Source organism: Halomonas sp. FeN2 (assembly GCF_020595105.1).
Classification (GTDB): Bacteria; Pseudomonadota; Gammaproteobacteria; order Pseudomonadales; family Halomonadaceae; genus Vreelandella; species Vreelandella neptunia.
This window is the reverse complement of record NZ_CP074200.1, coordinates 1300392-1326199: the sequence shown is the minus strand read 5'-3', so window position 1 is coordinate 1326199 and position 25808 is coordinate 1300392. Positions and strand designations below refer to the sequence as shown.

Annotated in this window: 26 protein-coding genes; 12 read left to right on the top strand and 14 right to left on the bottom strand. The window is 54.0% G+C overall.

Annotation, left to right across the window (positions count from 1 at the left end):
- Window positions 1–105 precede the first annotated feature (105 nt).
- The 4 genes from KF947_RS06210 to glcD form a co-directional block, all read right to left on the bottom strand.
- Window positions 106–510, bottom strand: a complete 405-nt coding sequence (locus KF947_RS06210; protein WP_223288071.1) for a heme-binding protein — start codon at window positions 508–510, stop codon at window positions 106–108.
- Window positions 511–595: 85 nt separating this feature from the next.
- Complete coding sequence (gene glcF, locus KF947_RS06205) at window positions 596–1828, bottom strand: glycolate oxidase subunit GlcF (protein ID WP_223288070.1); 1233 nt, start codon at window positions 1826–1828, stop codon at window positions 596–598.
- A gap of 14 nt (window positions 1829–1842) precedes the next feature.
- Window positions 1843–2937, bottom strand: a complete 1095-nt coding sequence (gene glcE, locus KF947_RS06200; RefSeq protein WP_227405749.1) for a glycolate oxidase subunit GlcE — start codon at window positions 2935–2937, stop codon at window positions 1843–1845.
- A 68-nt stretch (window positions 2938–3005) separates the two neighbouring features.
- On the bottom strand, window positions 3006–4505 hold the full coding sequence (glcD, locus tag KF947_RS06195) for a glycolate oxidase subunit GlcD (RefSeq protein ID WP_223288068.1): 1500 nt from the start codon (window positions 4503–4505) through the stop codon (window positions 3006–3008).
- Between the two features lie 205 nt (window positions 4506–4710).
- Here glcD and glcC point away from each other — a divergent pair, with 205 nt between their 5' ends.
- The gene (glcC, locus tag KF947_RS06190) at window positions 4711–5490 is read left to right on the top strand and encodes a transcriptional regulator GlcC (protein WP_223288067.1); all 780 of its coding nucleotides are present in this window, start codon (window positions 4711–4713) and stop codon (window positions 5488–5490) included.
- Window positions 5491–5530: 40 nt separating this feature from the next.
- A complete protein-coding gene (locus KF947_RS06185) occupies window positions 5531–6055 on the top strand; it encodes a gamma carbonic anhydrase family protein (protein ID WP_133729762.1) in 525 nt (174 codons plus the stop codon).
- A 95-nt stretch (window positions 6056–6150) separates the two neighbouring features.
- Here the strand turns inward: KF947_RS06185 and KF947_RS06180 are convergent, their stop codons facing one another.
- Complete coding sequence (locus tag KF947_RS06180) at window positions 6151–7842, bottom strand: L-lactate permease (RefSeq protein WP_133729763.1); 1692 nt, start codon at window positions 7840–7842, stop codon at window positions 6151–6153.
- A gap of 378 nt (window positions 7843–8220) precedes the next feature.
- Here KF947_RS06180 and KF947_RS06175 point away from each other — a divergent pair, with 378 nt between their 5' ends.
- From KF947_RS06175 to KF947_RS06165, 3 genes are all read left to right on the top strand, one after another.
- Window positions 8221–8913 (top strand): glutathione S-transferase family protein, encoded by a 693-nt coding sequence (locus tag KF947_RS06175; RefSeq protein ID WP_133729764.1) that lies wholly within the window; start codon window positions 8221–8223, stop codon window positions 8911–8913.
- Window positions 8914–9027: 114 nt separating this feature from the next.
- A complete protein-coding gene (locus KF947_RS06170) occupies window positions 9028–9717 on the top strand; it encodes a glutathione binding-like protein (RefSeq protein WP_223288064.1) in 690 nt (229 codons plus the stop codon).
- 180 nt (window positions 9718–9897) lie between these two features.
- Window positions 9898–10254, top strand: a complete 357-nt coding sequence (locus tag KF947_RS06165) for a phasin family protein (RefSeq protein WP_133729766.1) — start codon at window positions 9898–9900, stop codon at window positions 10252–10254.
- A gap of 105 nt (window positions 10255–10359) precedes the next feature.
- Here the strand turns inward: KF947_RS06165 and uraD are convergent, their stop codons facing one another.
- Window positions 10360–10899, bottom strand: coding sequence for a 2-oxo-4-hydroxy-4-carboxy-5-ureidoimidazoline decarboxylase (gene uraD, locus KF947_RS06160; RefSeq protein WP_227405748.1), 540 nt, complete (start codon window positions 10897–10899; stop codon window positions 10360–10362).
- A gap of 137 nt (window positions 10900–11036) precedes the next feature.
- Between uraD and uraH the strand changes: the two genes are divergently transcribed.
- The 3 genes from uraH to KF947_RS06145 all read left to right on the top strand — a co-directional run bounded on the left by uraH (window position 11037) and on the right by KF947_RS06145 (window position 13564).
- Complete coding sequence (uraH, locus tag KF947_RS06155; RefSeq protein ID WP_133729768.1) at window positions 11037–11390, top strand: hydroxyisourate hydrolase; 354 nt, start codon at window positions 11037–11039, stop codon at window positions 11388–11390.
- 59 nt (window positions 11391–11449) lie between these two features.
- The gene (locus KF947_RS06150) at window positions 11450–12652 is read left to right on the top strand and encodes a urate hydroxylase PuuD (protein ID WP_227405747.1); all 1203 of its coding nucleotides are present in this window, start codon (window positions 11450–11452) and stop codon (window positions 12650–12652) included.
- 165 nt (window positions 12653–12817) lie between these two features.
- On the top strand, window positions 12818–13564 hold the full coding sequence (locus tag KF947_RS06145) for a GntR family transcriptional regulator (protein ID WP_088701988.1): 747 nt from the start codon (window positions 12818–12820) through the stop codon (window positions 13562–13564).
- Between the two features lie 69 nt (window positions 13565–13633).
- Here the strand turns inward: KF947_RS06145 and ilvY are convergent, their stop codons facing one another.
- The gene (gene ilvY, locus KF947_RS06140; RefSeq protein ID WP_227405746.1) at window positions 13634–14512 is read right to left on the bottom strand and encodes an HTH-type transcriptional activator IlvY; all 879 of its coding nucleotides are present in this window, start codon (window positions 14510–14512) and stop codon (window positions 13634–13636) included.
- A gap of 208 nt (window positions 14513–14720) precedes the next feature.
- Between ilvY and ilvC the strand changes: the two genes are divergently transcribed.
- Window positions 14721–16193: a ketol-acid reductoisomerase gene (gene ilvC / locus KF947_RS06135; protein WP_088701989.1), complete on the top strand. Its 1473-nt coding sequence runs from the start codon at window positions 14721–14723 to the stop codon at window positions 16191–16193.
- Window positions 16194–16332: 139 nt separating this feature from the next.
- The gene (modF, locus tag KF947_RS06130) at window positions 16333–17835 is read left to right on the top strand and encodes a molybdate ABC transporter ATP-binding protein ModF (protein ID WP_227405745.1); all 1503 of its coding nucleotides are present in this window, start codon (window positions 16333–16335) and stop codon (window positions 17833–17835) included.
- A 70-nt stretch (window positions 17836–17905) separates the two neighbouring features.
- Here the strand turns inward: modF and KF947_RS22110 are convergent, their stop codons facing one another.
- The 7 genes from KF947_RS22110 to KF947_RS06100 form a co-directional block, all read right to left on the bottom strand.
- Window positions 17906–18082, bottom strand: coding sequence for a type II toxin-antitoxin system RelE/ParE family toxin (locus KF947_RS22110; RefSeq protein WP_264478631.1), 177 nt, complete (start codon window positions 18080–18082; stop codon window positions 17906–17908).
- Entirely contained in the window at window positions 18079–18213 is a 135-nt protein-coding gene (locus KF947_RS22105) for a type II toxin-antitoxin system RelE/ParE family toxin (RefSeq protein ID WP_264478630.1), read from the bottom strand. The genes KF947_RS22110 and KF947_RS22105 overlap by 4 nt, the downstream gene beginning before the upstream one ends.
- Window positions 18213–18467, bottom strand: coding sequence for a type II toxin-antitoxin system ParD family antitoxin (locus KF947_RS06120; protein WP_227405744.1), 255 nt, complete (start codon window positions 18465–18467; stop codon window positions 18213–18215). Before KF947_RS06120 ends, KF947_RS22105 begins: the two co-directional genes overlap by 1 nt.
- Window positions 18468–18582: 115 nt before the next feature.
- Complete coding sequence (locus tag KF947_RS06115) at window positions 18583–19287, bottom strand: hypothetical protein (RefSeq protein ID WP_227405743.1); 705 nt, start codon at window positions 19285–19287, stop codon at window positions 18583–18585.
- Between the two features lie 478 nt (window positions 19288–19765).
- Window positions 19766–21235 (bottom strand): NCS1 family nucleobase:cation symporter-1, encoded by a 1470-nt coding sequence (locus tag KF947_RS06110; RefSeq protein ID WP_227405742.1) that lies wholly within the window; start codon window positions 21233–21235, stop codon window positions 19766–19768.
- 29 nt (window positions 21236–21264) lie between these two features.
- Entirely contained in the window at window positions 21265–22623 is a 1359-nt protein-coding gene (locus KF947_RS06105; RefSeq protein WP_227405741.1) for an NCS1 family transporter, read from the bottom strand.
- 154 nt (window positions 22624–22777) lie between these two features.
- The gene (locus KF947_RS06100) at window positions 22778–23530 is read right to left on the bottom strand and encodes an aspartate/glutamate racemase family protein (RefSeq protein WP_287019090.1); all 753 of its coding nucleotides are present in this window, start codon (window positions 23528–23530) and stop codon (window positions 22778–22780) included.
- Between the two features lie 311 nt (window positions 23531–23841).
- On the opposite strand from KF947_RS06100, the gene puuE reads away from it, so the two are divergent.
- The gene (puuE, locus tag KF947_RS06095) at window positions 23842–24777 is read left to right on the top strand and encodes an allantoinase PuuE (RefSeq protein WP_088698977.1); all 936 of its coding nucleotides are present in this window, start codon (window positions 23842–23844) and stop codon (window positions 24775–24777) included.
- A 22-nt stretch (window positions 24778–24799) separates the two neighbouring features.
- A complete protein-coding gene (locus KF947_RS06090) occupies window positions 24800–25675 on the top strand; it encodes a MurR/RpiR family transcriptional regulator (protein WP_223288050.1) in 876 nt (291 codons plus the stop codon).
- Window positions 25676–25808: the final 133 nt, after the last annotated feature.

The following is a 25808-nucleotide window of genomic DNA, read 5'->3' as shown; positions in this document are numbered from 1 at the left end:
ATTTGTGTTGTTAACAACCTGTCGGCATCTGCCGAACGAATTCAAAAAAAGCCTGGATCATTGATCCGGGCTTTTTCGTATGTCTGCGTGTTAATGGGCAGTTTTTTAGCCTGTAATCGCGGCAACACCGGCTTTGGCAACCTGCACATCCTGGTCGGGTTTTACGCCGGAAATGCCCACAGCGCCCACTACATGGCCATCAACCGTAATTGGCACGCCGCCTGAGAGCAGGCCTTGCAGCGGTGCGGTGACAAACGCAGTGCGGCCGCCATTAATCATCTCTTCAAACACCTGGGTCTCTTTACGGCCTAGCGCTGCACTGCGTGCTTTGTGAGTAGCGACTTCGGCACTGAACGGGGCCGCGCCATCCAAACGCCGCAGCGCCAATAAATGGCCTCCGTCGTCGGTCACCGCGATGGTTACCGGCCAGTTATTACTGTCCGCCTCTTTCTGTGCGGCATCGAGTACGTTGATCACATCGGCCTGAGCGAGAATGGCTTTTGTTTGCATATTTAAATCCTTGTTAAGGGAGAGAGTGAAGTGGCCGCGCGGTTCAGGTCTGCGCGGCCGGGGGTTAAACGTTAGTGTTGAAGCGCTAGCTGAGCGCGGCATCGACGATTTCAACCCAGTGGCGTACCGGAGTGCGATTGGCGCCCGCCAAGTGGGTTTGGCAGCCGATATTGGCCGTTACGATCACTTCCGGCTCACCGGCCTCCAGGGCGTTGAGCTTATTGTCACGCAGCTGGGTGGCCAGCTCTGGTTGAGTGATCGAATAGGTACCCGCCGATCCGCAGCAAAGATGCCCATCCTGCACCGGGGTTAACGCAAAGCCAAGCTTGCTCAGCACGCCTTCGACTGCACCGTTAAGCTTCTGGGCGTGCTGTAGCGTGCAGGGGCAGTGGAACGCCAGTCGTTGTGACGCGTTAACGTTCAAGGCGTCCAGCGGCTCATTGCGCAGGATTTCGACGATATCTTTGGCTAGAGCGCTCACCTTTTGCGCTTTAACGGCGTAGTCAGGGTCATCCTTGAGCATGTAACCATACTCTTTGACAAAGGCGCCGCAGCCACTGGCGGTTTGAACGATGGCTTCGGTGCCTTGCTCAATGTACGGCCACCAGGCATCAATGTTGGCGCGCATGCGCGCACGGCCATCGTCCTGGGCATTAAGGTGGAAATCAACGGCGCCACAGCAGCCCGCTTCAGCCACCGGCGTTACGCTAATGCCCAGCCGATCAAGAATGCGCGAAGTGGCAGCATTGGTGTTGGGTGACAGCCCCGGCTGAACGCAGCCTTCCAGTATTAATACCCGCCGGGTATGGCGGTTGGCATCCGGGCGTTCGCCTGCATCTATCGGCGCTGCGGGCATTTTATTGCGCAGCTTGCTAGGCACCAGTGGTTTAAAGGTTTGCCCCAGTTTTAGCAGCGCTTGGAAACGTTTAGGCTCGACCATCATTTTTCGCAGCGCATAGCGCTGGGCCCGCTCAGCTGTCGGGCGAGGAACGCGCCGCTCAATTTCGGCACGGCCAATGTTGAGCAGCTTGTGGTACTCCACGCCGGAAGGGCAGGTGGTTTCACAGTTAAGACAGGTAAGGCAGCGGTCAAGGTGCAGGCGCGTCTCATCGGTGACCTGGTCGTCATCGTCGCGGCTCTCCAGCAGCTCCTTCATCAAATAGATGCGCCCACGGGGGCCATCGCGCTCATCCCCTAACAGCTGGTACGTCGGGCAGGTGGCGTTACAAAAACCGCAGTGAACGCAGGTGCGCAGAATGCGCTCCGCTTCTTGAATATGCGGTTTCTGAAGGTCGGCATCGGTAAAGTGCGTCTGCATGTCAGCTCTCCTGATTAAAACGCCGCATAAAGACGACCGGGGTTAAAAATGCCATGGGCATCCAGCTCCGCCTTTAGATTACGATGATATTTCCCCACCACGGCATTGAGCGGTGTGAACGGCTCTGCGGCGCCGCCCTGGAGCTTGGGTGTGTAGCAAGTGGCGTGGCCGCCTACTGCGCGACAGGCATCGCGTAGGGTGCTGGCATCCAGGGTGGTTTTTACCCAGCGCTGGCTACCGGCCCAATCGTAAAAAATATCGGCCTCGGGAATATCCAGCGCCAACGGTGCTGTATTTGGCGGTAGTGACAAGCGCCATAGCGCTTGGCCGTTGTTACAGGCGAAGAAAGCGTGAGTATGGTCGCGCAGCTCCTGCCAGAAGTTAGCATCAAGCGGCTCGCCGCCTAGGCTTGCCTGAGTCGCGCTAACAGAGCTTTTGCCGCCTTCCAAACGCAAAAACAGTTCGCCGTGGTGCCAAGCTGCGGCGGTAATCGGCAGCGGCTTTCGACCCAGTTCGGCGAGTTTTTTGAGTGCCTCATCCAGCCCGACGGTTAAGCGCAGGCTGTGAGTCGCGGTGGGAATAGGCAGCACTTTAAAGGAGATATCGGTCAATACGCCGAGCGTACCCTGGGCGCCTGCCATCAGGCGCGACAGGTCGTAACCGGCGACATTTTTCATTACTTCGCCGCCAAAGCGGAGCAGCTTGCCCTCCTGGGTGATGATTCGCGTGCCCAGCACAAAGTCTCGTGCAGCACCTGCCCAGGGGCGGCGTGGGCCGGAGAGGCCGGTGGCCACGGCGCCGCCAATGGTGGAAGCCTCACCAAACATGGGGGGCTCAAAGCCCAGCATTTGGTGCTTCTCGGCCAGCACTTCCTGCAGGTCGCTGAGTCGCGTGCCGGCGCGCACGGTCACCACCAGTTCCACCGGGTCGTAGCTCACAATGCCACTATGTTCGGCCATCTGCAGTGCTTGGCCTTCCACCGGTCGGCCATAGAAGGCGCGGGTATCTCCGCCTACAATGCGAAGCGGTGTGCGTGCGTCATAGGCACTGCGAACCTGTTCACACAAGGCGCCAGCGATATCGCGGTCGGCAATCGCTCGTTCAGTCATGGTCTTTCCCACTATTGGTCTTTTCCATTATTCGTTTTGGCTAATTATTATCACGGCTAGGCTAGCGGCTAGAAACGCGGCAGCTCCGGGTGCGGTAGTTCGTTGTTATGCACATGCATAGCGCCAAACTCAGCGCAGCGCGCCAGCGTCGGAATGTTTTTGCCGGGGTTGAGCAGTCGCTGTGGATCAAAGGCAGCCTTCAAGGCATGAAAAACGCTGATTTCATCCGCCTGGAATTGGCTGCACATTTGATTGATCTTTTCGCGCCCTACGCCATGCTCGCCGGTGATCGAACCGCCCGCGGCTACGCAGAGTTCCAGAATCTTACCGCCCACCTCTTCGGCAAGCGCCAGCTGGCCTTCTTTATTGGCATCAAACAGAATCAGCGGGTGCATATTGCCATCGCCGGCGTGGAACACGTTGGCCACCGCCAGGCCGCTCTCTTCGGAAAGTGCGGCAATGCCTTTCAGCACTCGGGGTAGCTCGCGGCGGGGAATAGTGCCATCCATGCAGTAGTAATCCGGCGACATGCGGCCCACCGCAGGGAAGGCGTTCTTACGCCCAGCCCAGAACTTGGCGCGCTCGGCTTCATCGCGAGCCTGCTGAATATCGGTGGCACCCGCGGCTTCCAGTACGCGGCGCACGGTATCGCAGTCGTCGTCTACGTCAGCTTCAACGCCATCCAGCTCGCAGAGCAGAATCGCTTCTGCTTCCACTGGGTAGCCTGCTTTGATGAAATCCTCGGCGGCTTTAATTGCCAGTTTATCCATCATCTCTAAGCCGCCGGGAATAATGCCTGCCGCTATGATATCGCCGACGGCGCGTCCGGCTTTCTCAATGTCATCGAAGCTCGCCATCAGCACTTTGGCGGTTTCCGGCTTGGGCAGCAGCTTGACGGTAATCTCCGTGACGACGCCGAGCATGCCCTCTGAGCCGTTCATCAATGCCAGTAGGTCAAAGCCCGGCGCATCAAAAGACTCCGCGCCCAGGGTCATGTGCTCGCCCTCGATGGTGAGCACGTCCACGCGCATGACGTTATGCACCGTTAGGCCATATTTTAAGCAGTGCACGCCGCCGGCATTTTCCGCCACATTGCCACCAATGGAGCAGGCAATTTGCGAAGAGGGATCCGGCGCGTAGTAGAGGCCGTAAGGCGCAGCGGCTTCGGAAATTGCCAGGTTGCGCACGCCGGGTTGAACCCGCGCCAGGCGGGCATCAGGATCGACTTTAAGAATTTGGTTAAAGCGCGACATCACTAGTAGCACGCCCTGTTCCAGCGGCAGCGCGCCGCCGGAAAGTCCGGTACCCGCGCCGCGGGTGACTACGGGCACGCTAAGCGCATGGCAGCGCTTGAGCAGCTCTTTCACCTGGTCAAAGGTTTCAGGCAGCGCCACCAGCATAGGTAGCACGCGGTAGGCCGCCAGCCCATCGCACTCAAAGGGGCGCAGGTCTTCTTCACGGTGCAGCAGCGTCATGTCGGGGACGGCTTGCTGCAGGTCGGTTAAAACCTCGCTTTTATCGCGCCGAACCAGTTCGCCGTCCAGGCGCTCATCAAAGAGGATATTCATTAAGACATCCCATGCTTATTATCGTTAAAGGTAAATGCTAAAACGGTCTGTAGATAACATGGCCTCAATTTGGGCTTTTTTTACCCGCCTGTCTAGGTTGTGGTGCATTGGTCTGACCAGTAATTAGTCGACTGTGTTGTCTTCTTTGTTTAGTACTGGGTTAAGTACTGGCAAGCTGGACATAAAGCCCATCAGGAGAGCTAACATGCCAGAGGAGAATCAAGCTTTGTCGCCCGGGCTGCGAATGCCGGATCAGGTGGCTACCCGGCTTGAGCGTTTAATTCTTGATGGCGTTTTTCGACCCGGCCAACTGCTTCCTTCTGAACGGCGGCTGTGCGATCGGCTGGGCGTCTCACGTGCTTCGTTGCGCGAGGGGTTGAGAATTCTGCGCAGTAAAGGAATTATCGATACCCGCCAGGGCCATGGCTCGACGGTTGCCACGCTTTTACCGGTGGGTAACCAAAGCCCATTGATGCACCTGTTTAAAGATCATCCGCGCACGCTATTTGACCTGTTAGAGGTGCGCGCCTTGCTGGAAGGGGAGTCGGCGCGGTTAGCCGCGAGTCGTGGCACCTCCGCCGACCGGGTGCTGATCACCCGACGCTATCGCGAAATGGCCGACTACGCGGAAAGTGCAGAAACCATTGATGTCGAGCGCCTAGCTCGACTTGATCACGCCTTTCACCTGGCGGTTTCCCAGGCATCCCACAACCCGGTGTTGGTGCATACGCTGCAGAGCCTGACCGATTTACTGCTCAGCTCGGTATTTGCCTCGGTCAAGCATCTTTATCACTTGCCGGCGCCCAGAACGATGATCAATCAGCAGCATGCGCAGCTGCATGAGGCGGTAGTCAACGGCGAGGCGGAGCAGGCAGAACAGGTGGCGCTGGAGCACCTCTCCAGCATTAGCCAACTGCTGCGCGATTTAGAAGAGGAGCACGAACGGCTAGAGCGCTCCTCAATGCGCCTTGAAGAGTGGCAGTAGTTCAATCATTAATACACCAACAACAACCCAGGAGGTCAACGTGGCCATTTATCAATACGGCGAGTATCGGCCCGATATTCAGGACGACGTGTATATTGCAGAAACGGCGGATGTTATCGGCCAGGTCACTTTAAAAGCACGCTCAAGTGTCTGGTATCAGGCCGTGTTGCGCGGTGATAGCGACCATCTTGAAATAGGCGAAGAGAGCAATATCCAGGATGGCGCGGTTCTCCACGCTGACCCAGGCTTTCCGCTGAAAGTAGGCAAAGGGGTGACGGTCGGGCATCAGGCCATGCTGCATGGCTGCACCGTTGGCGATGGCTGTTTAATCGGTATACAAGCGGTAGTGCTCAATGGCGCGGTGATTGGTGAAAATAGCCTGGTCGGTGCCGGTGCTTTTATTAAGGAAGGCGCGGTGTTTCCGCCCAACTCGTTAATCGTTGGCTCGCCTGCCAAAGTAGTGCGGGCGCTTTCCGATGAGGCCATTGCGGGTTTGAAAAATAATGCCCAAGGCTATGTCGAGCGCGGTAAGCGCCATAGTCAGGAGCTAAAGCGAATAGACTGACGCTAGCTGGCTAGATTGATCACACCAAAACGACAAAACCCCCAGGTTTAGGCCTGGGGGTTTGCGGTTCTAGCGTAGTGGTTACGACCGCTACATCACATCAACGGGTCCGTGACCCCAATCACGTAGAACGCCACCAGCGCGATGATGCCGGTAAAGATGAGGTAGTAGATGGTGGGCAGAATCGTCTTACGGATTGTAGCCCCTTCGCGGCCTAACAAGCCGACCGTTGCCGATGCTGCGACTACGTTATGGATGGCGATCATATTACCCGCCGCTGCACCCACTGCCTGCAGCGCTACCATCATGGCCGTGGAAAGCCCCAGAGTTTCCGCAACGCTAAACTGGAATTCCGCCAGCATCAGGTTGGAGACCGTGTTGGAGCCTGCAATGAAGGCGCCCATCGCCCCTACCATTGGCGCAAAGAAGGGGTAAATACCGCCAACGCTATCAGCCACTGCCTGGGCCATCATTACCGGCATTGAAACAAGGTCTGCGCCGTTAACGCCGGAGTTGATCAAGATGCGCACCATCGGCACGGTAAAGATCAAAACGAAACCCGCCCCAAAAATCGTTTTGGTAGATTCAGACACCGCAGCGCTAATCTTTTGCGGATTCATGCGGTGCAGGAAATAGGTCACAATGACCACGGCAATTATAATACCGCCGGGCAAGTAGAGCGGCTGAACCCCACCGCTGATGCCCGCTTCACCAAGAATATTGTTCCAACTGAGGTTAATAGAGGTAAGTGCTGTTTTGAGGGGCTCAATAATGCGAGAGGCCACTAAAAACAGTGCGAGCAGCACATAGGGTACCCAGCCTTTAAAGGTGGACATCGGCGCTCTGCCGACAACGTCGTCAAGCTTGATCTGCAGGTTGCCGATCCACTCGTCTGGCCAAGAAGAGGACTCGGGGAAATCCCAGGTATCTTTAGGCATCAGAAAGCCGCGTTTGGCTGCGGGTACGACAATCGCCAAGCCCACCATCGCGCCGATCATTGACGGGAATTCAGGGCCCAACAGCACGCCCACCAGCATGTAAGGCACTACGAAGCAGATACCGGTAAAGATGGCGAAGGGGGTAATCGACAGTCCTTCTTTCCAGGAGCGGTTGGCGCCGAAGAAACGCACCATCACGGTAACGAGAATCAGCGGCATTAAAATGCCCACGATGCCGTGAGTAATCGCCACTTCGCTGGTGACAAGTTGGAAGAAGACATCCCAGCTTGAGCCTACCGAGTCGAGTTCGGCGCTAATGCCAGCACGATCCAGGCCACTACCGACCCCGACCACAATAGGCGTGCCCACCGCGCCAAACGAGACAGGCGTTGATTGAATCATCATGCCCACAACCACCGCCGCCAGCGCCGGAAAGCCAAGAGCGACCATTAGTGGTGCCGCAACGGCGGCGGGTGTACCGAATCCTGACGCCCCCTCGATAAAGCAGCCGAACAGCCAGGCAACAATCAGCGCCTGTACGCGACGGTCAGGGCTAATGCCTGAAAAGCCATTACGGATAGCGGTGATGCCACCGGAGTGCTTAAGGGTGTTAAGCAGCAGTATGGCGCCAAAGATGATCCACAAAAGACCCGCAGTTTGAATCAGGCCTTGAATGGTCGACGCCGCCACGCGGCTAAAGGACATATCCCAAGCGGTTAAGCCAATAATGGCCGCGGTCAGGAAAACAATCGGCATCGCTATCTTGGCAGGTATTTTAAACCCTATGAGCAAAATACCGGCCAGCAACAGCGGCAGGAAAGCCAGAAGTGCAAGTATCGTTTCATTCATGGAAGGAACTGCCCCTTGTTATTGATTTGGTATGCTCCGCAATATCCGTCTAGCAGTTGTACCGCCAGTCGGGTGTAGGTGAAAGATACGATTAGGCTAACCATATGACTACATTGGAAAATTGGTCTTACCACTGAAGTGCTTGTTTGATAGCTGGTTTTACACGGCTGTTGTTTTCTTATGTGTTTGTTCTTAAATGGTTTTTTGATGAATGGTTGGAAGTCTAAACGCGCTGAGTCATTAGACTAATAGACAGTACAGTTGCCAGCAAAAGGATAAGTACAGAACTCGCCAGTTGCGTCACAGCTGGCTTACGCTCATTGTTATCGGCTGAAGTGCTGTTTACTCACTATGAACAACCACACGGAGGTTATGACAGTGGCAATGACTCTTTATGATCTTTGCGGCCGGGACGAACGGCTCCGCTTCTCACCTTATTGCTGGCGCGTACGTATGGCACTCGCCCATAAAGGGCTGGAATTCACCTCAGTAGCGTGGCGATTCCTCGATAAAGAAGCGCTAGCGTTTGCCAACTACGACAAAGTGCCGGTGCTTTGTGACGGCGATCAGGTCGTTACCGACAGTTTCGAGATCATGCGCTACCTGGATAAGGCGTATCCCGAGGCACCCGTGTTGGGCGAAGGCGTCAGCTATCAGCGGGTATTACTGTTCAAATACTTTGTTGAGCGCAGCGTGAATCCTGCGCTATTCCGCATTATCGGCATGGATTTATTTGCCGCCGTCCACCCCGAAGACCGTAGTTATTTCCGTGAAACCCGCGAAGCGCGGTTTGGCTGCACGCTTGAAGAGTTCCAACAACCCGAAAAAGGTAAGCAGCAGCTTAAGCAGGCGCTGGCACCGGTGCGTGACCTGCTGCGGGAGAGCGCATTTTTAGACGGTGATGCACCCAGCGGCTCAGATTACCTTCTGTTTGGCAGTATGATGTGGGCTCACGTCGTATCGACACAGGCGGTAGTCGAGCCTGGCGACCCGGTGGATGAGTGGTTTAAGCGTATGCTCAGCGTGCACAATGGGGCTGCCGGTAATGCCATAACCGTACGCGATATATAGCGCTAACGGCTGGATGACCTGATCAGGGCGGTACGCTAAGGTACCGCCCGATAAATTTTGAAAGCTTGGTAGGCTCATGGCGAGTGAATCAAGGTTTTCAACAAGGAGATGGCAATGATTGACCTGTATTATTGGACAACACCTAACGGCCATAAAATCTCCATTATGCTCGAAGAGGCCAATCTGGCGTACCGAGTGAAGCCGATTAATATTGGCCGAGGTGAGCAGTTTGATCCTGAATTTCTCACTATTGCCCCCAATAACCGCATTCCCGCTATTGTCGATCACTCACCACAGGATGGCGGCCAGCCGCTGTCGATGTTTGAGTCTGGCGCAATCCTTGAGTACCTGGCCGACAAGAGTGGCCTTTTCTTACCCGCGTCTGGTCGCGAACGCTATATCGTATTGCAGTGGCTACACTGGCAAATGGGCGGGCTAGGGCCCATGGCAGGCCAAAATCACCACTTTTGCCACTATGCGCCGCAAAAGATCGATTACGCCATTGAACGTTACGTGCGTGAAACCAATCGGCTTTATAGCGTATTAGACCAACGTTTGGCGCATCATACTTATGTGGGTGGTGATGACTACTCGATTGCCGATATGGCGATCTATCCCTGGATTGTGCCTTGGGAAAAACAGCGTCAAACCTTGGAAGAGTTTCCTGATTTAGAGCGCTGGTTTGACATGATCAAAGCACGCCCAGCCGTACGTAGAGCTTACGCATTGGTCGAAGATGTTAACCCCCAGTCCGGCGTAGAAATGGATGAGCAGGCGCGTAAGCATTTGTTCGGTAACCGCTAGTAGCAGGCTACACTCAGTCTTACTAACGATCTGCGAGTGAGCAGGCGCAGCATGAAGAAAAATCATGTTGCGCTGCACAAAAAGCACTGCTAGCTTTAAGGACAGCAGAGGCAAAAGCCTGGCTAAGAACCGCCTAATCAAGGCGTGTTTATGTGCTAGCTCACTCTTGGAGATACGATTATGAATAAAGCGACTGAGAAAACCACGCAACAGTTTGAGTCTGTTTTTGTTTCACCGATGCGCTCGTACACGCTGACAGCGCTTGACTACTATGACCAGCTGTTTACAGCCCAGATGGACGCCGCACGTGCCTACTCGGATATGGCGATCTCACAAGCGCGCACCTGGCTTGATGTAAAAGACGCAGACAGCTTCAAGAAAGCCATGGAAAGCCAGCAGAAAACGGCAAGTAATTTTATGGAGCGTGTGAAAGGAGACACAGAAAAAGTGACCTCCATTAGCAAAAGCTTTGCTGAAGATAGCCAGAAGCAAGTAGAAGAAACCACTAAGAAAGCGGTAGAGACTGCCAAGCAGTAATCGAATAGGCAGACGTCGAAAAGTAGTACCGCTAAATTGCGCCGCGCCCCAATGGGCGCGGCGTTTCTGTATACAAAATGAGCGCTTATCCTGTGTTGTTTAACACTAGGATTTTGTCGCCCGGTCAATTAAGCGGAAACGTGCAATACGGATGATCTGCTCAATAGCCGTTTCCCGTTCGGTGGCCGTATCGTTGTTCAGGCGCTCTTCAAAGGCGGCTAGAATGGCATGCCGATCCAGCCCTTTAACGGCAATGACAAACGGAAAGCCAAATTTCTCCTTGTACGTCGTATTGAGGTATTCAAAGCGCGCGAATTCCTCAGGGCTGCATTGATCAAGCCCGGCGCCTGCTTGCTCGCTGGTTGAGTCTTGGGTTAACTCACCGGCCATAGCAGCTTTGCCTGCAAGGTCAGGGTGCGCCTGAATCACCTTGATTTGCTGTTCACTGCTCGCCTGCTGCAACATAAGCCCCATCAGCTCGGCTAATGCGTCAGGCTCGTCGTGGGCTTCAGTCAGGCCGTGCTGCCAGGCCGCTTCGGCCACCCAGGGGGAGTGCTCATAAACATCTCCATAGTGATGGGTAAGCATTTCAAGGCTGCACTTACTCGGCGCGGGTGAAAGCAGTAACGGATGTGATGTTGGCACTGGCACTCTCCAAAGCGGGTAATGTTAAAGCGTCGTTGATTCACAATGTTCGAGGGTGGAATTACTGTATACAACAAATAGCATCAAAGGTACTCTTTGACCAATTGGTCAAACAACGCTATCAATAAGGAGTGGCTATGGGACGCTTAACCACCCACGTACTGGATACCGCCAAAGGTCAGCCCGGTCAGGGTATTACCATTGAGGTGTTTCGCCTTACCGGCAGTGAGCGCCAGCATCTTAGTAGCGTGATCACCAACAGTGACGGGCGTTGCGATGCGCCCATTTTAGAGGGTGATGCGCTCACGCCAGGCGAGTACGAACTGGTGTTTCATGCCGGTGACTACCTGCGTGCCCAAGGCGTTGAAGCGGCCGAACCGCGCTTTCTAGACGTTATCCCGCTGCGCTTTGGCGTTGCGGATGCCAGCCAGCACTACCATGTGCCGCTGCTGCTCTCGCCCTATGGCTACTCAACTTATCGCGGTAGCTGATTTGTCTGAAACCTGGCTGCTCTCGCCGAGTTTTCAGGCAAACCTAACGGGATTTATTTATGCAAGCGTACCTAATCGATTTTGTTAATTTGCTACTGCGCTGGCTGCATGTGATTGCGGCCATCGCCTGGATCGGCGAGTCGATCTACTTTGTAATGCTGGATAATAGTCTGCGCGCACCGAAGGCAGAGGAAGATCGCGACAAGGGCGTGTTTGGCGAAATGTGGTCGGTGCATGGCGGCGGTTTCTACCACAACCAGAAGTACGCCACGGCACCGGCCAAGCTGCCCAATGATCTGCACTGGTCATTCTGGAAAGCCTACACCACCTGGCTTTCCGGCTTTGCGCTGTTCGTCATTCTCTACATGGTTAATCCGGGCTTCTATCTGGTAAACCCCAATAGTCCCTGGGAGTGGGCCGCCAACATGACGGGCTGGCAGGCCAACCTGCTGGCGCTGGCATTTTTGCTGGGTGGTTGGGTGGTTTATAACGAGCTGTGTAAACGCATTAGCCCCAATATGGATCGTGACGGCCTGCTCAGCGTTGCGGTTGCCGTAATGATGGTGGTCGTTGCCTACCTGAGCACGCAGATGTTCACTGGTCGGGCAGCCTTCCTGCTCACAGGGGCGGTAATGGCGACGGCAATGTCGGCTAACGTCTTTTTCTGGATTATTCCCGGCCAGCGCCGCATGGTAAAAGCCATGAAGGCGGGCGACGCGCCTAATCCTTTGGATGGCAAACGCGGCAAGCAGCGCTCGGTGCATAATACCTACTTCACGCTGCCGGTCGTGTTGTTGATGGTGAGTAATCACTACTCCTTTATCTACTCCCATGAGCTTGCCTGGGTCGTGATGGTGTTGTTTATCTTTGCCGGTGCTTTGATTCGTCAATTCTTTGTGTTGATGCATGCAGGCAAAACCCAGCCAGCGTATCCCGCCGTTGGGGTAGGGCTCATTCTGTTAGCCTTTTGGGTGGCCGCACCAAGTTCATCGCCGCCTAGTGGTAATGACGGCGTGCAAGGGCCGGATCAGGCGCAAATCACCGGCTTGATTGAGCAGCACTGTGTTCAGTGTCATGCTCGCAACCCTGAACATGCCGGATTTTCGGCACCGCCCGCCGGGTTTGCTTTCGAAAGCTGGGATGAAATTCTGGGGCAGAAAACGCAGATTCAGCAGGTCGTGGCCAGCCGCTATATGCCGTTAGGCAATATGACCAACATGAGCGATGAAGAGCGCGATATGATTGCCGCTTGGGAGGAGTAATCAGGCTTTGAACGAAAACTGCCTGCGCTCGACAATACTGCGTTAAAAATCGCCTCGAAATGCTCATTTACACCCCGTAAACTCCGCTTTCTCGTCGATTTTTGCCTTGTCTAGTCTTCGCTCGCCGACTTTTCGTACAAACCCTTAGGCCTTGAGAGGATAGCTATGAGTGATGCGCAGGCGCCGGAAAAGCGGCGTGCTCCTGTTAAAGAAGGCAAAGAGAGTAAAAAAGAGAGCAAAGAGGGCGATGAGCGCCACGAGGCAATCTACCGGGCGGTGAGCGATGCTATCGTCGAGCAGCGTTTAAAGCCCGGCGCACGGCTGCGTGAAGATGCGCTGGCGGATGTCTTTGGCATTAGCCGCACCGGTATTCGTAAAATCCTGCAGCGCCTGGCGCTGGAGCAGTTAGTCACGCTGACACCGCGCCGAGGCGCCAGCGTCACTCGGCCCACTGCCGATGAAGCCAAAGACGTTTTCGATGCCCGCCAGTTAATCGAGTGCGGGTTAATGCCCGACGTAGCCCGGCGCATGGGCGAAAAAGAGGCCGCGGAGCTGCGCGAAATGGCTCGCGAAGAGCGTCAAGCGCTGCGCAGTGGCCAGCAGAGCGTGGCTATTCGGCTATCGGCAGACTTCCATGTGCGCTTAGCGCAGCTATCAGGCAACGCCACCCTGGCAGAGTTTGTCGAGCGGCTCTGCTCCCGCTCATCGCTGATACTCGCCGTCTACGGCCATCGTGGCCACTTAGGCTGTGAATCCCACGACCACGACGATCTGATCGGCTATCTGGAAGCAGGCAACGGCGAGCGCGCCAAAGCCTTTATGAGCCGCCACCTAAAAGCCATCGAAGCGTCACTCTCCATGGTGGAAGAGGAAGAAAACGTGCCGGATTTGCAGCAGATCTTTGGGGGTTAAGCACGGTTGTGTCGGATCGCTAAAAAACAGCGCCTGGGGCTTATGTAAGAAGGGCTTATTAAAGAGGGCTTACATCAAGCGCCAAAAGGCGTCGACCAGCGGGTTCTTTAGGTTTTTCTTGAGGGTAAATAAACCAATATCGTAGGGCTCCAGTTCCGGCGTCACGTCGAGCACGCGGATGCGATCCACCAAGGGGCTGTTGTCGAGAACGATTTTTGGCACCACGCCAATGCCAAAGCCCAAGCTCACCATACTCACAATGGCTTCATTACCGGTGACCTGTGCATAAATGCGCGGAGAGACATCCAACTGACGAAACCACTCATCCACACGGGCTCTTGAGACACCGCTCTCTGATAGAATCATAGGGATGCTCGCCCACTCTTCCGGTGTGGTTGGCGTGTTCGTTGGCACATTCGGCACCTGCTGCTCAATGGGCGCAATAAACAGCAAAGGCGACGTGGCAATGGATTTAAACGCCAGGCCACGCGGCAAGTTGGCAGGCTGGGCCGCGATGCTAAGATCTTCTTTACCGTCCAGAACATGGGCAATAGCGTGTTCTGGATCCCCTGTGCGCAGCTTGATTTCTATGATCGGGTAGGCAATACGAAAGCGGCGCAGGAGTTCGTGCAAAAAGCTGTAGCTGGCGGTGACGGAGCCATATAGGCTGATTTCCCCGCTTAATTGATCAGGATTGTCCGTCAATTCATGACGAATCAAATTCCATTGGCTGCTGGCATCGCGGGCGTACTTGAGAAACTTTTGCCCCTCCTGGGTCAACATCACCGTACGGTTGTCGCGATTAAACAGCGACACCCCCAGTTCCTCTTCCAAATGCCGGATGTTGCGCGACAGGGCAGAAATGCTGACGTAGCACTCATCGCTGGCGCGACCAAAATGCAGGGTTTCTGCCAAGGCCAGGAACTGTTTTAAAATTTTAAAATTCATAAACGCCATGATAATTGAGTTTTGCAGAAAAAGGGACATGCTGTTGCAAATATATCAATTTAAGAAATGGTCGTTTTTAGGTAGATTAGCCTTACTCACATAACGCTGGATCTCGCATCTAGCGGCTGTGTCACTCTTTTAAGTACCGGTTTTAGCATCGATGTGCCTTACATCGATGTCGTGCTCATAACATATTAGGATGCTAACGATGGCTAACTACTTCAATACGCTGCCACTACGCGAGCAACTGGCGCAACTCGCCAAATGTCGTTTCATGTACAGCTCTGAATTTGCTGATGGCGTAGAAGCGCTTAAAGGCAAAAAAATGGTCGTGATCGGCTGTGGCGCCCAAGGCCTTAACCAGGGCTTGAACCTACGCGATAGCGGCTTAGACGTCTCTTACGCACTGCGCCCTGAAGCTATTGAGCAAAAGCGTCAGTCCTGGAAAAACGCCACCGAAAACGGTTTTACAGTAGGTACCTACGAAGAGTTGATCCCCACGGCCGACGTTGTTTTGAACCTGACGCCTGATAAGCAGCACACCGCTGTTGTGACAGCGGTCATGCCGTTGATGAAAGAGGGCGCCTGCCTCTCTTACTCCCACGGTTTCAACATCGTAGAAGAGGGCATGAAAATCCGTGATGACTTAACCGTCATCATGGTAGCGCCCAAGTGCCCAGGTTCTGAAGTTCGCGCTGAATACGTGCGTGGTTTCGGCGTTCCCACCTTGATCGCCGTTCACGAAGCCAACGATCCCAAAGGCGAAGGCCTTGCCCTGGCAAAAGCCTACGCAGTGGGCACTGGCGGCCACAAAGCGGGCGTGTTGATGTCCTCTTTCATCGCCGAAGTTAAATCCGACCTGATGGGTGAACAGACGATCCTTTGCGGCATGTTGCAAACCGGTTCTCTCCTCTGCTTCGACAAAATGATTGAAGAGGGCATTGAGCCTGGCTACGCCGCTAAGCTGATTCAGTACGGCTGGGAAAACATCACAGAAGCATTGAAGTACGGCGGCGTGACCAACATGCTGGATCGTCTCTCTAACCCAGCCAAGATCAAAGCCTTTGATCTTGCCGAAGAGCTGAAAGAGATCATGCGTCCGCTCTACAACAAGCACCAGGACGACATCATGAGCGGCCACTTCTCGCACACGATGATGGAAGACTGGGCGAACGATGACGCTAACCTGCACAAATGGCGTGCCGAAACCGCAGAAACCAACTTCGAGAAAACCCCTGCGGGTGACGTAGAAATTACCGAGCAGGAGTACTTCGACAACGGCATCTTGATGGTAGCGATGGTTAAAGCGGGCGTTGAGCTGGCTTTCGAAACCATGACCGCAGCGGGCATTATCGCCGAGTCTGCTTACTACGAGTCGCTCCACGAAACGCCACTGATCGCCAACACCATCGCGCGTAAGAAGCTGTACGAGATGAACGCGACTATCTCCGATACAGCGGAGTACGGTTGCTACCTTTACAACCACGCGTGCGTACCGCTCTTGGCTGACTTTATGAAAGGCATCAAGTCCGATGTTATCGGTAAAGGCCTGGATCTGGACGACAACGGCGTTGATAACGCCCGCTTGATCGAAGTTAATGATGCGCTTCGCGCTCACCCGGTAGAAGCCGTTGGCGCAGTGCTGCGTGGCCATATGGCGGACATGAAGAAGATCGTTTAATCGGCTGATTAAATGATAGCTCGTCAAAGAATAGACCGCTAAGTCATCTAAAAAGCCGAGATATCGCCACGATATTCTCGGCTTTTTTGTCTCATTACATGCGAACACTGACTTTTTCCAAACAATAAGGAACACATTGATGGAGCCTTCAAGCCGCTTAGCGCGTATTCAGCTAAACAAAGCGACGATCAGTTTTGATGATCGCTTCACCCTAAGCGAGATTGATTGGATCATCGAACCCCACCAGCATTGGGTCATCACGGGCACCAATGGCTCAGGCAAATCGGCCCTGGCGGCGGCGCTGGCGGGTGTGGGTAAGATTGAAGCGGGCAGTGTTCAAGGGCTGCCCAAAAATGTCGGTTTGGTCTCTTTCGAAGCGCAGGCCGAGCTTATCGCCAAAGAGCTGAAAAAAGACGATGCCGATATCATGGATGTCATCTCACTCGGCACACCCGTTAGTGAAATGATTTTCGAGCAGTGCCAAGACCCTGAACTTGCCAGCGAGCTGGTCGAAAAGTTCGGTCTTACGAAGCTACTCGACCGCGCCTTTCGCAAGCTCTCCACGGGCGAAACCCGCAAGGTCATGCTGATTCGTGCTCTGTCGAGCAAGCCGGACTTGCTGATTTTAGACGAGCCGTTTGATGGTTTGGACGTCGACACTCTAGCCATGCTGCAAGCCCATCTCGCCTCCATCATCGACACCGTTCCCATGGTGATGGTACTGAACCGCTTTGATGAAATGCCGGACTTCATTACACATATTGCCTACTTAAATAAAGACCCTGGGGATAAAGAGCGCTTGGAGAAAAAAAGAGGAGATAAAAAGCGGGGAGATGGTGGGCGATTAGCGTTCACGGTAGAGCGTCAGGATGAAGCTGCCTTCAATGAGCTTTATCAGTTGCTGCATTTGAAAACCACCGACCTAAGCCTGCCCGAGGCTGACCCAGCCAATAAACTACCCGCTCTCGACCCCAGCCAGCCGTTAGTAAAACTCAAGCAAGCAACGATCCAATACGGCGACACCGTGATTGTCGATAAGCTCGATTGGACGATAGAGCAGGGCCAGCACTGGCAACTGAGTGGTCCCAACGGTAGCGGTAAAACCTGCATCTTGTCCCTGATCACGGGGGATCATCCGCAGTGTTATACCAACGATATTTTTGTGTTTGGCTTCCAGCGCGGTAACGGCGAAAGCATCTGGCAGATCAAGCAGTTTATCGGCTATGTCTCCACTGCCCTGCAGTGGGAGTATCGCGTCAGCACCAGCTGCAAAAACGTGATTATTTCCGGTTTCTACGACAGCATCGGCGTATACACAAAAGCCACCGATCATCAGAAAAAAATCGCCGACCAGTGGCTCGAACTACTCGGCATGCAAGAGCGCGCCGATCAGCCCTTTAACAAACTCTCCTACGGCGACCAGCGTCTGCTACTCATCGCCCGCGCCATGGTCAAACACCCGCCCCTGTTGATTCTGGACGAGCCTTGCCTGGGCCTGGACGATATGAACCGCCAACTGGTGCTAGCGCTTATTGAGAAAATCTGTGCAGGGAAAGAAACCACGGTGCTTTACGTCAATCACCACACGGAAGATAAGATAAAGGAAATAGACAATCATTTGGCGCTGGAGAAGAATCACTAGTTGTAACCGCCGCTCGCGATATGCACCGAAAGGAGAGGGCTGTTTATGACTAGCTAAAAAAGATGCCCCACTACTCTAGAAGCCTTTCCGGTGCATCCATGTCTTCGTGAAGCACACGAACAACGAGCACTTCCGATTCATGCAGTTGATAAAAAACAGCGTGGTGCTCGACCTGTAATCTACGATACCCAGAAAAAACATGGTCGTAGTTCGCGCCAAGTGATGGATGATCAATCAGCCGTTTCATGCCGGTCTCAAGCCGATCTCAAGCCGATCCAGGTAGTTATCCGCCTGATCAACGCCCCATTCCTCACAGGTATACACCCAAATTCTGATGAGATCTGATTCCGCCTTCGGCGTGACATTCAGCTCAAGCACTAATCAACCGCCTTGATCCGCTTACGGCCAGCCGCCTTAATAGCCGATATATCCAGGGGGGTCGGGTTCCCGCTTGACTCACCCTCAACGAGGGCTTCCCTCAGTATGGCAAGACGTTGTTTGGCCTGCTGATCCCTTCGGATGAGATCGCGAATGTATTCACTATCGTTGCCAAAGTGGCCGCTTTCAATCTGGGCTTTCACCCAGTCGTCTTGCTGTTCAGTCAGCGTGATGGTTTTCCGGTGCATGCTCATGGCTGATGCTCCAAACATGGGTAAGGTATGACATTATCATACTCCTCCCGACCTCTGAATCAATGATGCTCTTACGCTTGCAGTTGCGGCAGGTACGGAGCGCAGCGTAGTATTGTTATAGATCAATTGAAAGTTGCGAGCTTTTGAAATGTAATACGCTTTCGCAAAGGTTGAACAACCTCGGAATTAATTCATCGTGGCATTTTTCAATAAAGGATATTACGTTCTCACCTATTACTGTCTCGGGTTTAAAATTGACTCTCCCCTGCACATTACGACAAGGCTTTTTGTAGGTATATTCTTCGAATTCTAAGTGATCCCATTGGTTGGAAATCCTGATCAGATGTTTGTGCTTTATGGTATTTACGTATCCTTTAACCTTATGAAAGGTAGTATCCGTTAAGAGCCCTAATAGCTCGTCATAAAAAGCCATGCCCTCATATTTTTTGATGAAGCTTTCGTGCCATTTAATGCTCGTAGACTCAGGGTCTTCTTTTACTGGGATAAAGAGATTCAGAAGATAAGGAAATGAATCAAGCAAAGCATGGAGGCTGTTGAGGAATGCAGCAATATTAGCCTCGTAAACATACCTGACAGGAACTGTTTCTCCCGCTCGTCGATAGACTGAAATTCTATCGAGCCTCAAGTTAGACTCCGTAGCGGTTTCCACGAGGATAACGTAGTGATATTCGCAATACTGGAGCCAGCGATAAATCGACTGGGTGCACACTTCCAGCTTCGCGATTGCATCGCTTTCCTCAGCGCCAATCTCCTGCTTTTTTAGCGATATGAATCTGCCAATATCAAGCTGTTGTTCCACGGCCTCTGCCACCTTCTGATGATCTATAACAGTTTATTCATACACATGCGCGTTTTCCAGGGAGGCTAAATCCAACAATAAGAAATAAGTCTCTGATATGAAATAAAAAATACTCACTTTTCCCTGTTAAAGGCTGCCAGAAAATTGCACATGCGCATAACATTTCAGGTCGCTCTTTTAATTTGCGTATAAATACATATAACCTTTTATAATTTGTTGTTTTTAATTTTTTAATTAACTTCTTTTGGTAAAAATAAGCATATAGCTCCGTGGGCTACCAGAAAAACACGCACTACAACTCGAAAATATCTCATTTCGCTGAGTTTTTATACCGCAAAATACGTTGCTTGGTAGAGGCATAGGAGCATGCATGCAGGCTCCCAACTGACCGCGCTAGCCTGCGAACCAAAAAAAGCGCCATCGGCAAAACCGATGGCGCTTGTATTAGCTTCTAATCAGCTAGTTACGACCCTTTTGTCTACTGCTGAGCTAACGCAGGCTCCGCCTTAAACTGCTTCATCAACCCGTAGTAGAACAGCCCACCTAGACCCGCGCCAATCAGCCAGCCGTAGCCGCCCAGGCTGGATAGTGCGGGTACTAACACGGTAGAAAGCGAGAACAGCGCTGCCACGCCAAAGGCGATAAGGGCGCGGGTGTTCCAGCCGTTTACGTAGTAGTAAGCGCTGCCCGGTGCTGATGAGAAGAGCTCCTGCATGTTCAAGTGCTGGCGCTTAATCAGGTAGTAGTCGACTACGATAATGCCGTAGAACGGCGCCACAACTGCCCCTAGCGCATTCACAAAGCCGGGTACGCCGATCTGGCTGATGACTGAGAGCCATAGTGCGCCGACAAAGAATGCGATTACCGCGGTAATCAGGCCGCCCATCTTGAAGCTGATTTTGCTGGGAAACAGGTTGGCAAGGTCGTAGGCGGGGGGAATAAAGTTGGCGACCAGGTTGATACCCACCGTGGCGGCGAAGAAGGTCAGCGCGGCGACAATCGTGAGCGGCAATGAATCTACCCGCTCAACGATATCGGCGGGGTTGGTCAGCGCCTCGCCAAACAGCACCAGCGTGCCCGCAGTAATAATCAGCGCGATAAACGAGAAGAACGCCACGTTGAGCGGCAAGCCCAGCAGGTTACCCAGCTTCATCTGGCGCTCGGTTTTCACAAAGCGGGTGAAGTCGCCGAAGTTGATCACCACCGCTGCAAAGTACGCCACCATGGTGCCGACAATCGCCATAAAGGCTGCGATTGAACTGCCGCTGGTTTCACTGCCACCGCTGAAAATGGTGCCAATGGCAGGAATCAGCTCGCTTCCCGCCTGATACCAGACAATAATCATCAGCACCAACATCACCACGTAGACCAACGGGCCAGCCCAGTTGAGGAAGTGCTTAATGCGCTCAATGCCTTGCCAAAAAATCGCGATCTGAAACAGCCACACAATGACGAACGACACCCAGGCCACGCCGGAAAGCCCCAGGAAGGTGCTGCCATTGCCTGCGCCAAAAAACGCCGTAATCAGTAGGGTGACGGCGGTAGACGCGAAGTAGGTTTGCACGCCGTACCAGAAAATCCCCACGATGGCGCGCAGCATCGCGGGTAGGTTGGCGCCGCGTACCCCCATGCTTGCACGCACCATCACGGGGAAGGGGATGCCGTATTTAACGCTGGGCTTACCGGTGAGATTGACCAGAAACATCACGATCACGCCCGCCAGAATAATCGCCGCCATCACCGCCCAGCCGTTCAGGCCATAGGTTAAAAACAGCGAGGCCGCCAGGGTGTAACCAAACAGGCTCTGGATATCATTAGACCAAACGTTAAATATCTCAAACGCGCCCCAGTTACGATCCTGGGGTTTAAGTGGCGCGAGATCCTCGTTATAGAGCGTGGGATCTATGTGCTTAATATCCAGGTCACTTACGTCGTTACTCTCTTTCATCTTATTCGCTCTTCGGTTGGCAAAGGGAGTTACTGGCTAAAGCGCTGGCAGGGAGCCCAGTACTTCATAAGTAGGTAGTAGGTAACACCTGCGGGTATCAGGCTGGCGTACCACGAGATAGCCGAGAAAGAGAGCGCCGCCACAATGCCCACCGCCGTGGCGATGAAAGCGGCTAAGTTCACGCCTTGATAGGGGCCGTTGGCGTCATACAGTTTGTTGATATCCAGCGTGCGGCGGCGAATCACATAATAATCGACCACCAGAATGGCGAAGATGGGGCCTAGAAAGGCAGAGTACGTTTGAACAAACAGCTGTAGGCCCGCCGCAGAGCCTGGCTGAACAAGTTTCCAGGGGAAGGTGGCGAAGGCCAGTAGGCCAACGATCACCGTGGCGACCGAGAACTTGATCTTGAATACGTCCATCAACACATAGGTCGGCGGCACCACGTTGTTGAGTACGTTGGTGGTGACCTGGGCAAAGGCGATGAACAGTAGGGTGGTCATCAGCAGCGGGGTGTTGTCGACGGCATTGGCAAACACCTGGATAGGGTCGGCGGTGCCGGTGGCCTGGGAGACCATATAGCCGATCAAGCCCATAAACAGCGTGCAGGGCAGAATCGACATGGCATAGATAGTGGTCAGCAGGCTTTGGGCGGTGCCCTTTTTATGCTCGCGTGAGTAGTCACTTACGTTGAGCATCATGGTGCTGTAGATACCCAGGAACAGCATGGTCGCGCCCCAGAACGGCATGCCCCAGGAGCCTTCCATGGTCAGCAGGCTGGCGGAAAGCTCATCGCCATAGCGCTGCACCGTGGCGTAGAACATATACACCAGCGAGGCGAGGATAAAGGCGCTGCCGATATTCTCTAACCACTTGATGCCCTGGAAACCCATTACCGAAAGACCAATTTGCAGAAACTGGAAGGTAATGAAGTAGAAGATAAGATTGTCGAAGCCGAACAGGGTAGCCGACACCATATTGAGTGCCCCGGCGCCAATCCAGCTTTGAAAGCCGTACCACACTACCGCTGGCACTGCGCGTACCAAGCCCGGTAAGCGCGTGCCCGTAAAGCCGAACGCGCTGCGCGCCTGCACCATAAACGGAATGCCGTACTTGTAGCCCGCGGCCCCGTTAATGGCCAGGGCAATACCGATCACAAAGCAGCCGATGGCAATGGCCAGGGTGGCTTGTAACAGGTTCAGGGTGCCGACTACGCTTGAGCCCATGGCAAAGGTGCCAATGGAAACGCAGCCGCCGAACCAGGCCAGAAAATAGGAGCCGCGCCCCATAATCCGGGTGTGTTGCGGGGCCAGGCTTTCTGCCCCGAGTGCTTTTGATCCAGCATCGGATCGTTCTTCTGACGCAAGAGCCGAGGTTGAAGCGCTCATGTTGTCGTCCTCGCAAGATTGTCGGTTTTTATTAATCCCCGATTAGGTATCGGGAAACGCTTGCGGCGTGGCGTGCTAATGGACGTACTATTTAAAATTCTATTTAAACTATTGTTATTAGGTGTTGCTGAGTCACTATTATTATTTGGAACTGCTATTTAAGCGGTAGCGCAAGATCCGAGAGCTCAGAAAACTTACCGGTGAAGGTCTTTGGCCGTGGGTAGGCAAGGTCTCCATATTTACTGGTATGCAGCCCCAAACTCACCAGTGATTCCGCCAGTTTCAGCGCGGCGGTAACACCTTCTACGACTGGCAGGCCCACTTCGCGGCTGATCTGCTGGGTCAAATTAGCCATGCCACCACAGCCTAAAACGATGGCGCCAATGTCATCTTCATCCCGTGCGCGGCTGCACTCTTCCACAATGCGGGTAAACGCCACTTCAGGATGATGCTCAAGATCAAGCACCGGAATTTCAGCGGCACGTATACGGCGGCAGTGGTGGCTAAAGCCGTACTGCTGAAGCAGATGTTCGGCGATAATGCCGGTGCGGCCCAGGGTGGTGACAATGGAAAAGCGTGTACTCACCAGCGTAGCTAGGTGAAAGGCCGCTTCGGCGATGCCAATGACCGGCGCACGGGTTAGTTCTCGTGCTGCGAGCAGGCCGGGATCGCCAAAGCAGGCCACCACATAGGCGTCGATACCGCCTTCACGCTCACCTTTGAGAACTTCTTCGGCCACCCCTACCGCGCTGATTGCTTCATCGAAATGGCTCTCGATAGAGACCGGGCCAGCGTCCGGCTGCGAAGCGCTAACCGTGGTGCCAGGCCCCGCCTGCTGCTGTGCTGCCTGACCCATAGCAGCGGTCATAGAGGCCGTGGTGTTAGGGTTAATAATGCGTATATGCACGATAGGTATTCCGTGTGTAAACAATATGGAATTTCTTGTATACAAAAATAGGGCGGTTTTTTTCGTGACGCAAGGGGCTAACCAGCAATCGGCGATAAAAAAGCGGCTGAGAAAACTTGACCATTTGTTCAGGATTCAATGGCTTAACGCCTTTTAAACTGAGAAACGCTATTCGCGTCAGGGGATTAGCGGTCGACCGCGTTGCGGTTGGTTGTGAATGTCGCTATTTTGTATACAAATAATTTTGTGTATTGCTGGGTGGCTATTTGCCAGTGATCTGCCCGGGTTTTGGATGAATCAAGGAGCTAGCTATGTCGTCGTCACCTAAGGGGCACTATCCCCGCGATTTGATCGGTTATGGGCGCAACCCGCCCCACGCCAACTGGCCAAACAAGGCCAAAATTGCCGTTCAGTTTGTGCTTAACTACGAAGAGGGCGGCGAAAACTGCGTGTTGCACGGTGACTCAGGCTCTGAGCAGTTCCTGTCGGAAATCATCGGTGCACCGGCTTATCCGGATCGCCACTTGAGCATGGAGTCGATCTACGAGTATGGCTCCCGCGCCGGGGTATGGCGCATTCTGCGCGAGTTTGAAAAGCGCGGTTTGCCGCTCACGGTGTTTGGCGTTGCCATGGCGCTGGAGCGCAACCCGGATGTCGCCATGGCATTTAAAGAGCTGGGCCACGAGATTGCCTGCCACGGCTACCGCTGGATTCACTATCAGGAAGTGCCCGAACACGTTGAGCGGGAGCATCTACAGCAGGCCATGGAGATTTTTCAGCGCCTTTACGGTGAAAAACCCCAAGGCTGGTACACCGGGCGCGACAGTCCCAACACCAGACGCTTAGTACTCGATGAGGGTGGATTCCTTTACGATAGCGACTACTACGGCGACGACTTGCCTTTCTGGACGCAGGTGACCGATAGTCAGGGCAGTGACCACAACCACCTGATTGTGCCCTACACGCTGGACAGCAACGATATGCGCTTTGCCGCGCCGCAAGGTTTCAACACTGCGGATCACTTCTTTACCTACCTGCGCGATGCCTTTGATGTACTTTACGCAGAAGGGGAGGAGGCGCCCAAAATGTTATCAATAGGCATGCACTGCCGCTTGTTGGGTCGCCCTGGGCGTTTTCGCGCGCTGCAGCGTTTCTTGGATTATATCGAAACCCACGACCGCGTTTGGGTGGCCCGGCGGGTTGATATTGCCCGTCACTGGGCAGAGCACCACCCTGCCACTCGTTAATAAAGTAGCTTAATAGGATGCTATGACGCCGCATATCGGACAGCGGATTACCGCCCAGTTTGACGCGCTAACTGCCCAGGAGCAGCGGGTGGCGAGCTTTATCCTCGATCACTTTGATGATCTGGCGGTGTATAGCGCCGCTGATTTGGCGCGTTTGACCGGGGTATCCAAATCGACGGTCAGCCGCCTATTCAAGCGGCTGGGGTTTGAAAGCTACCGCACCGTTAAAGACCACGCCCGCCAGCTACGTAACCTGGGCGTGCCTTTGGTGATCGACCCCAACGCCATGCAAGAAGAGGTCGGGGCGCCGTTCCAGCGTCATTTGCAGCGGGAGCAGGATAACCTGCAGCGCTGCTTAAACGGCATTGCGGCGGATCAATTTGCGGCACTGGTAGAGCGGTTGGATAGCGCGCGTCATGTGGTCGTGATCGGTTTTCGTAACAGCTATCCGCTAGCGCTGCACTTTCGCCAGCAGTTGATTCAGGCGCGCACCCAGGTGCGGGTAGTGCCTCACCCTAATCAGTCGTTAGCGGAAGAGATTGTCGATCTCACCGAGCAGGATGTGGTGGTGCTGTTTGGTTTTCGCCGCCGTCCAGCGGCCTTTGCTTCGCTAATTGATGCACTTGAGCGCTCACCTGCCAAGGTAGCCTTGCTGGCTGACCCCACCGCGGTCAACTTTGCCTCACAGGTAACGTGGTTTTTTGAAACGCCGCTGGAAAGTCTCTCGGCGTTTGATAGCTACGCCGCCGCCAATAGCCTGATCTGCCTGATTGCCAACGGTTTACTGCACCGTCGTCTTGCCGAAGGTCGAGAGCGAATCAGCGCGATCAGTGAAGTTTACGCTGAGCTTAGCGAGCTGGAAGCGCCGACCATGAGCGTGGATTGGAGCGCTCAATAGGCTAGACCTCCTTTCATGGTGCATCTCGTCCTGTTGGTGGATGAAAACTGCACCAACACATTGCATCTCTCTCCTTTGAAATCCTCTTCTCAGCGCGGCAATCGCTGCGTTGTGGTTTCGCGTGTCCGCTAAG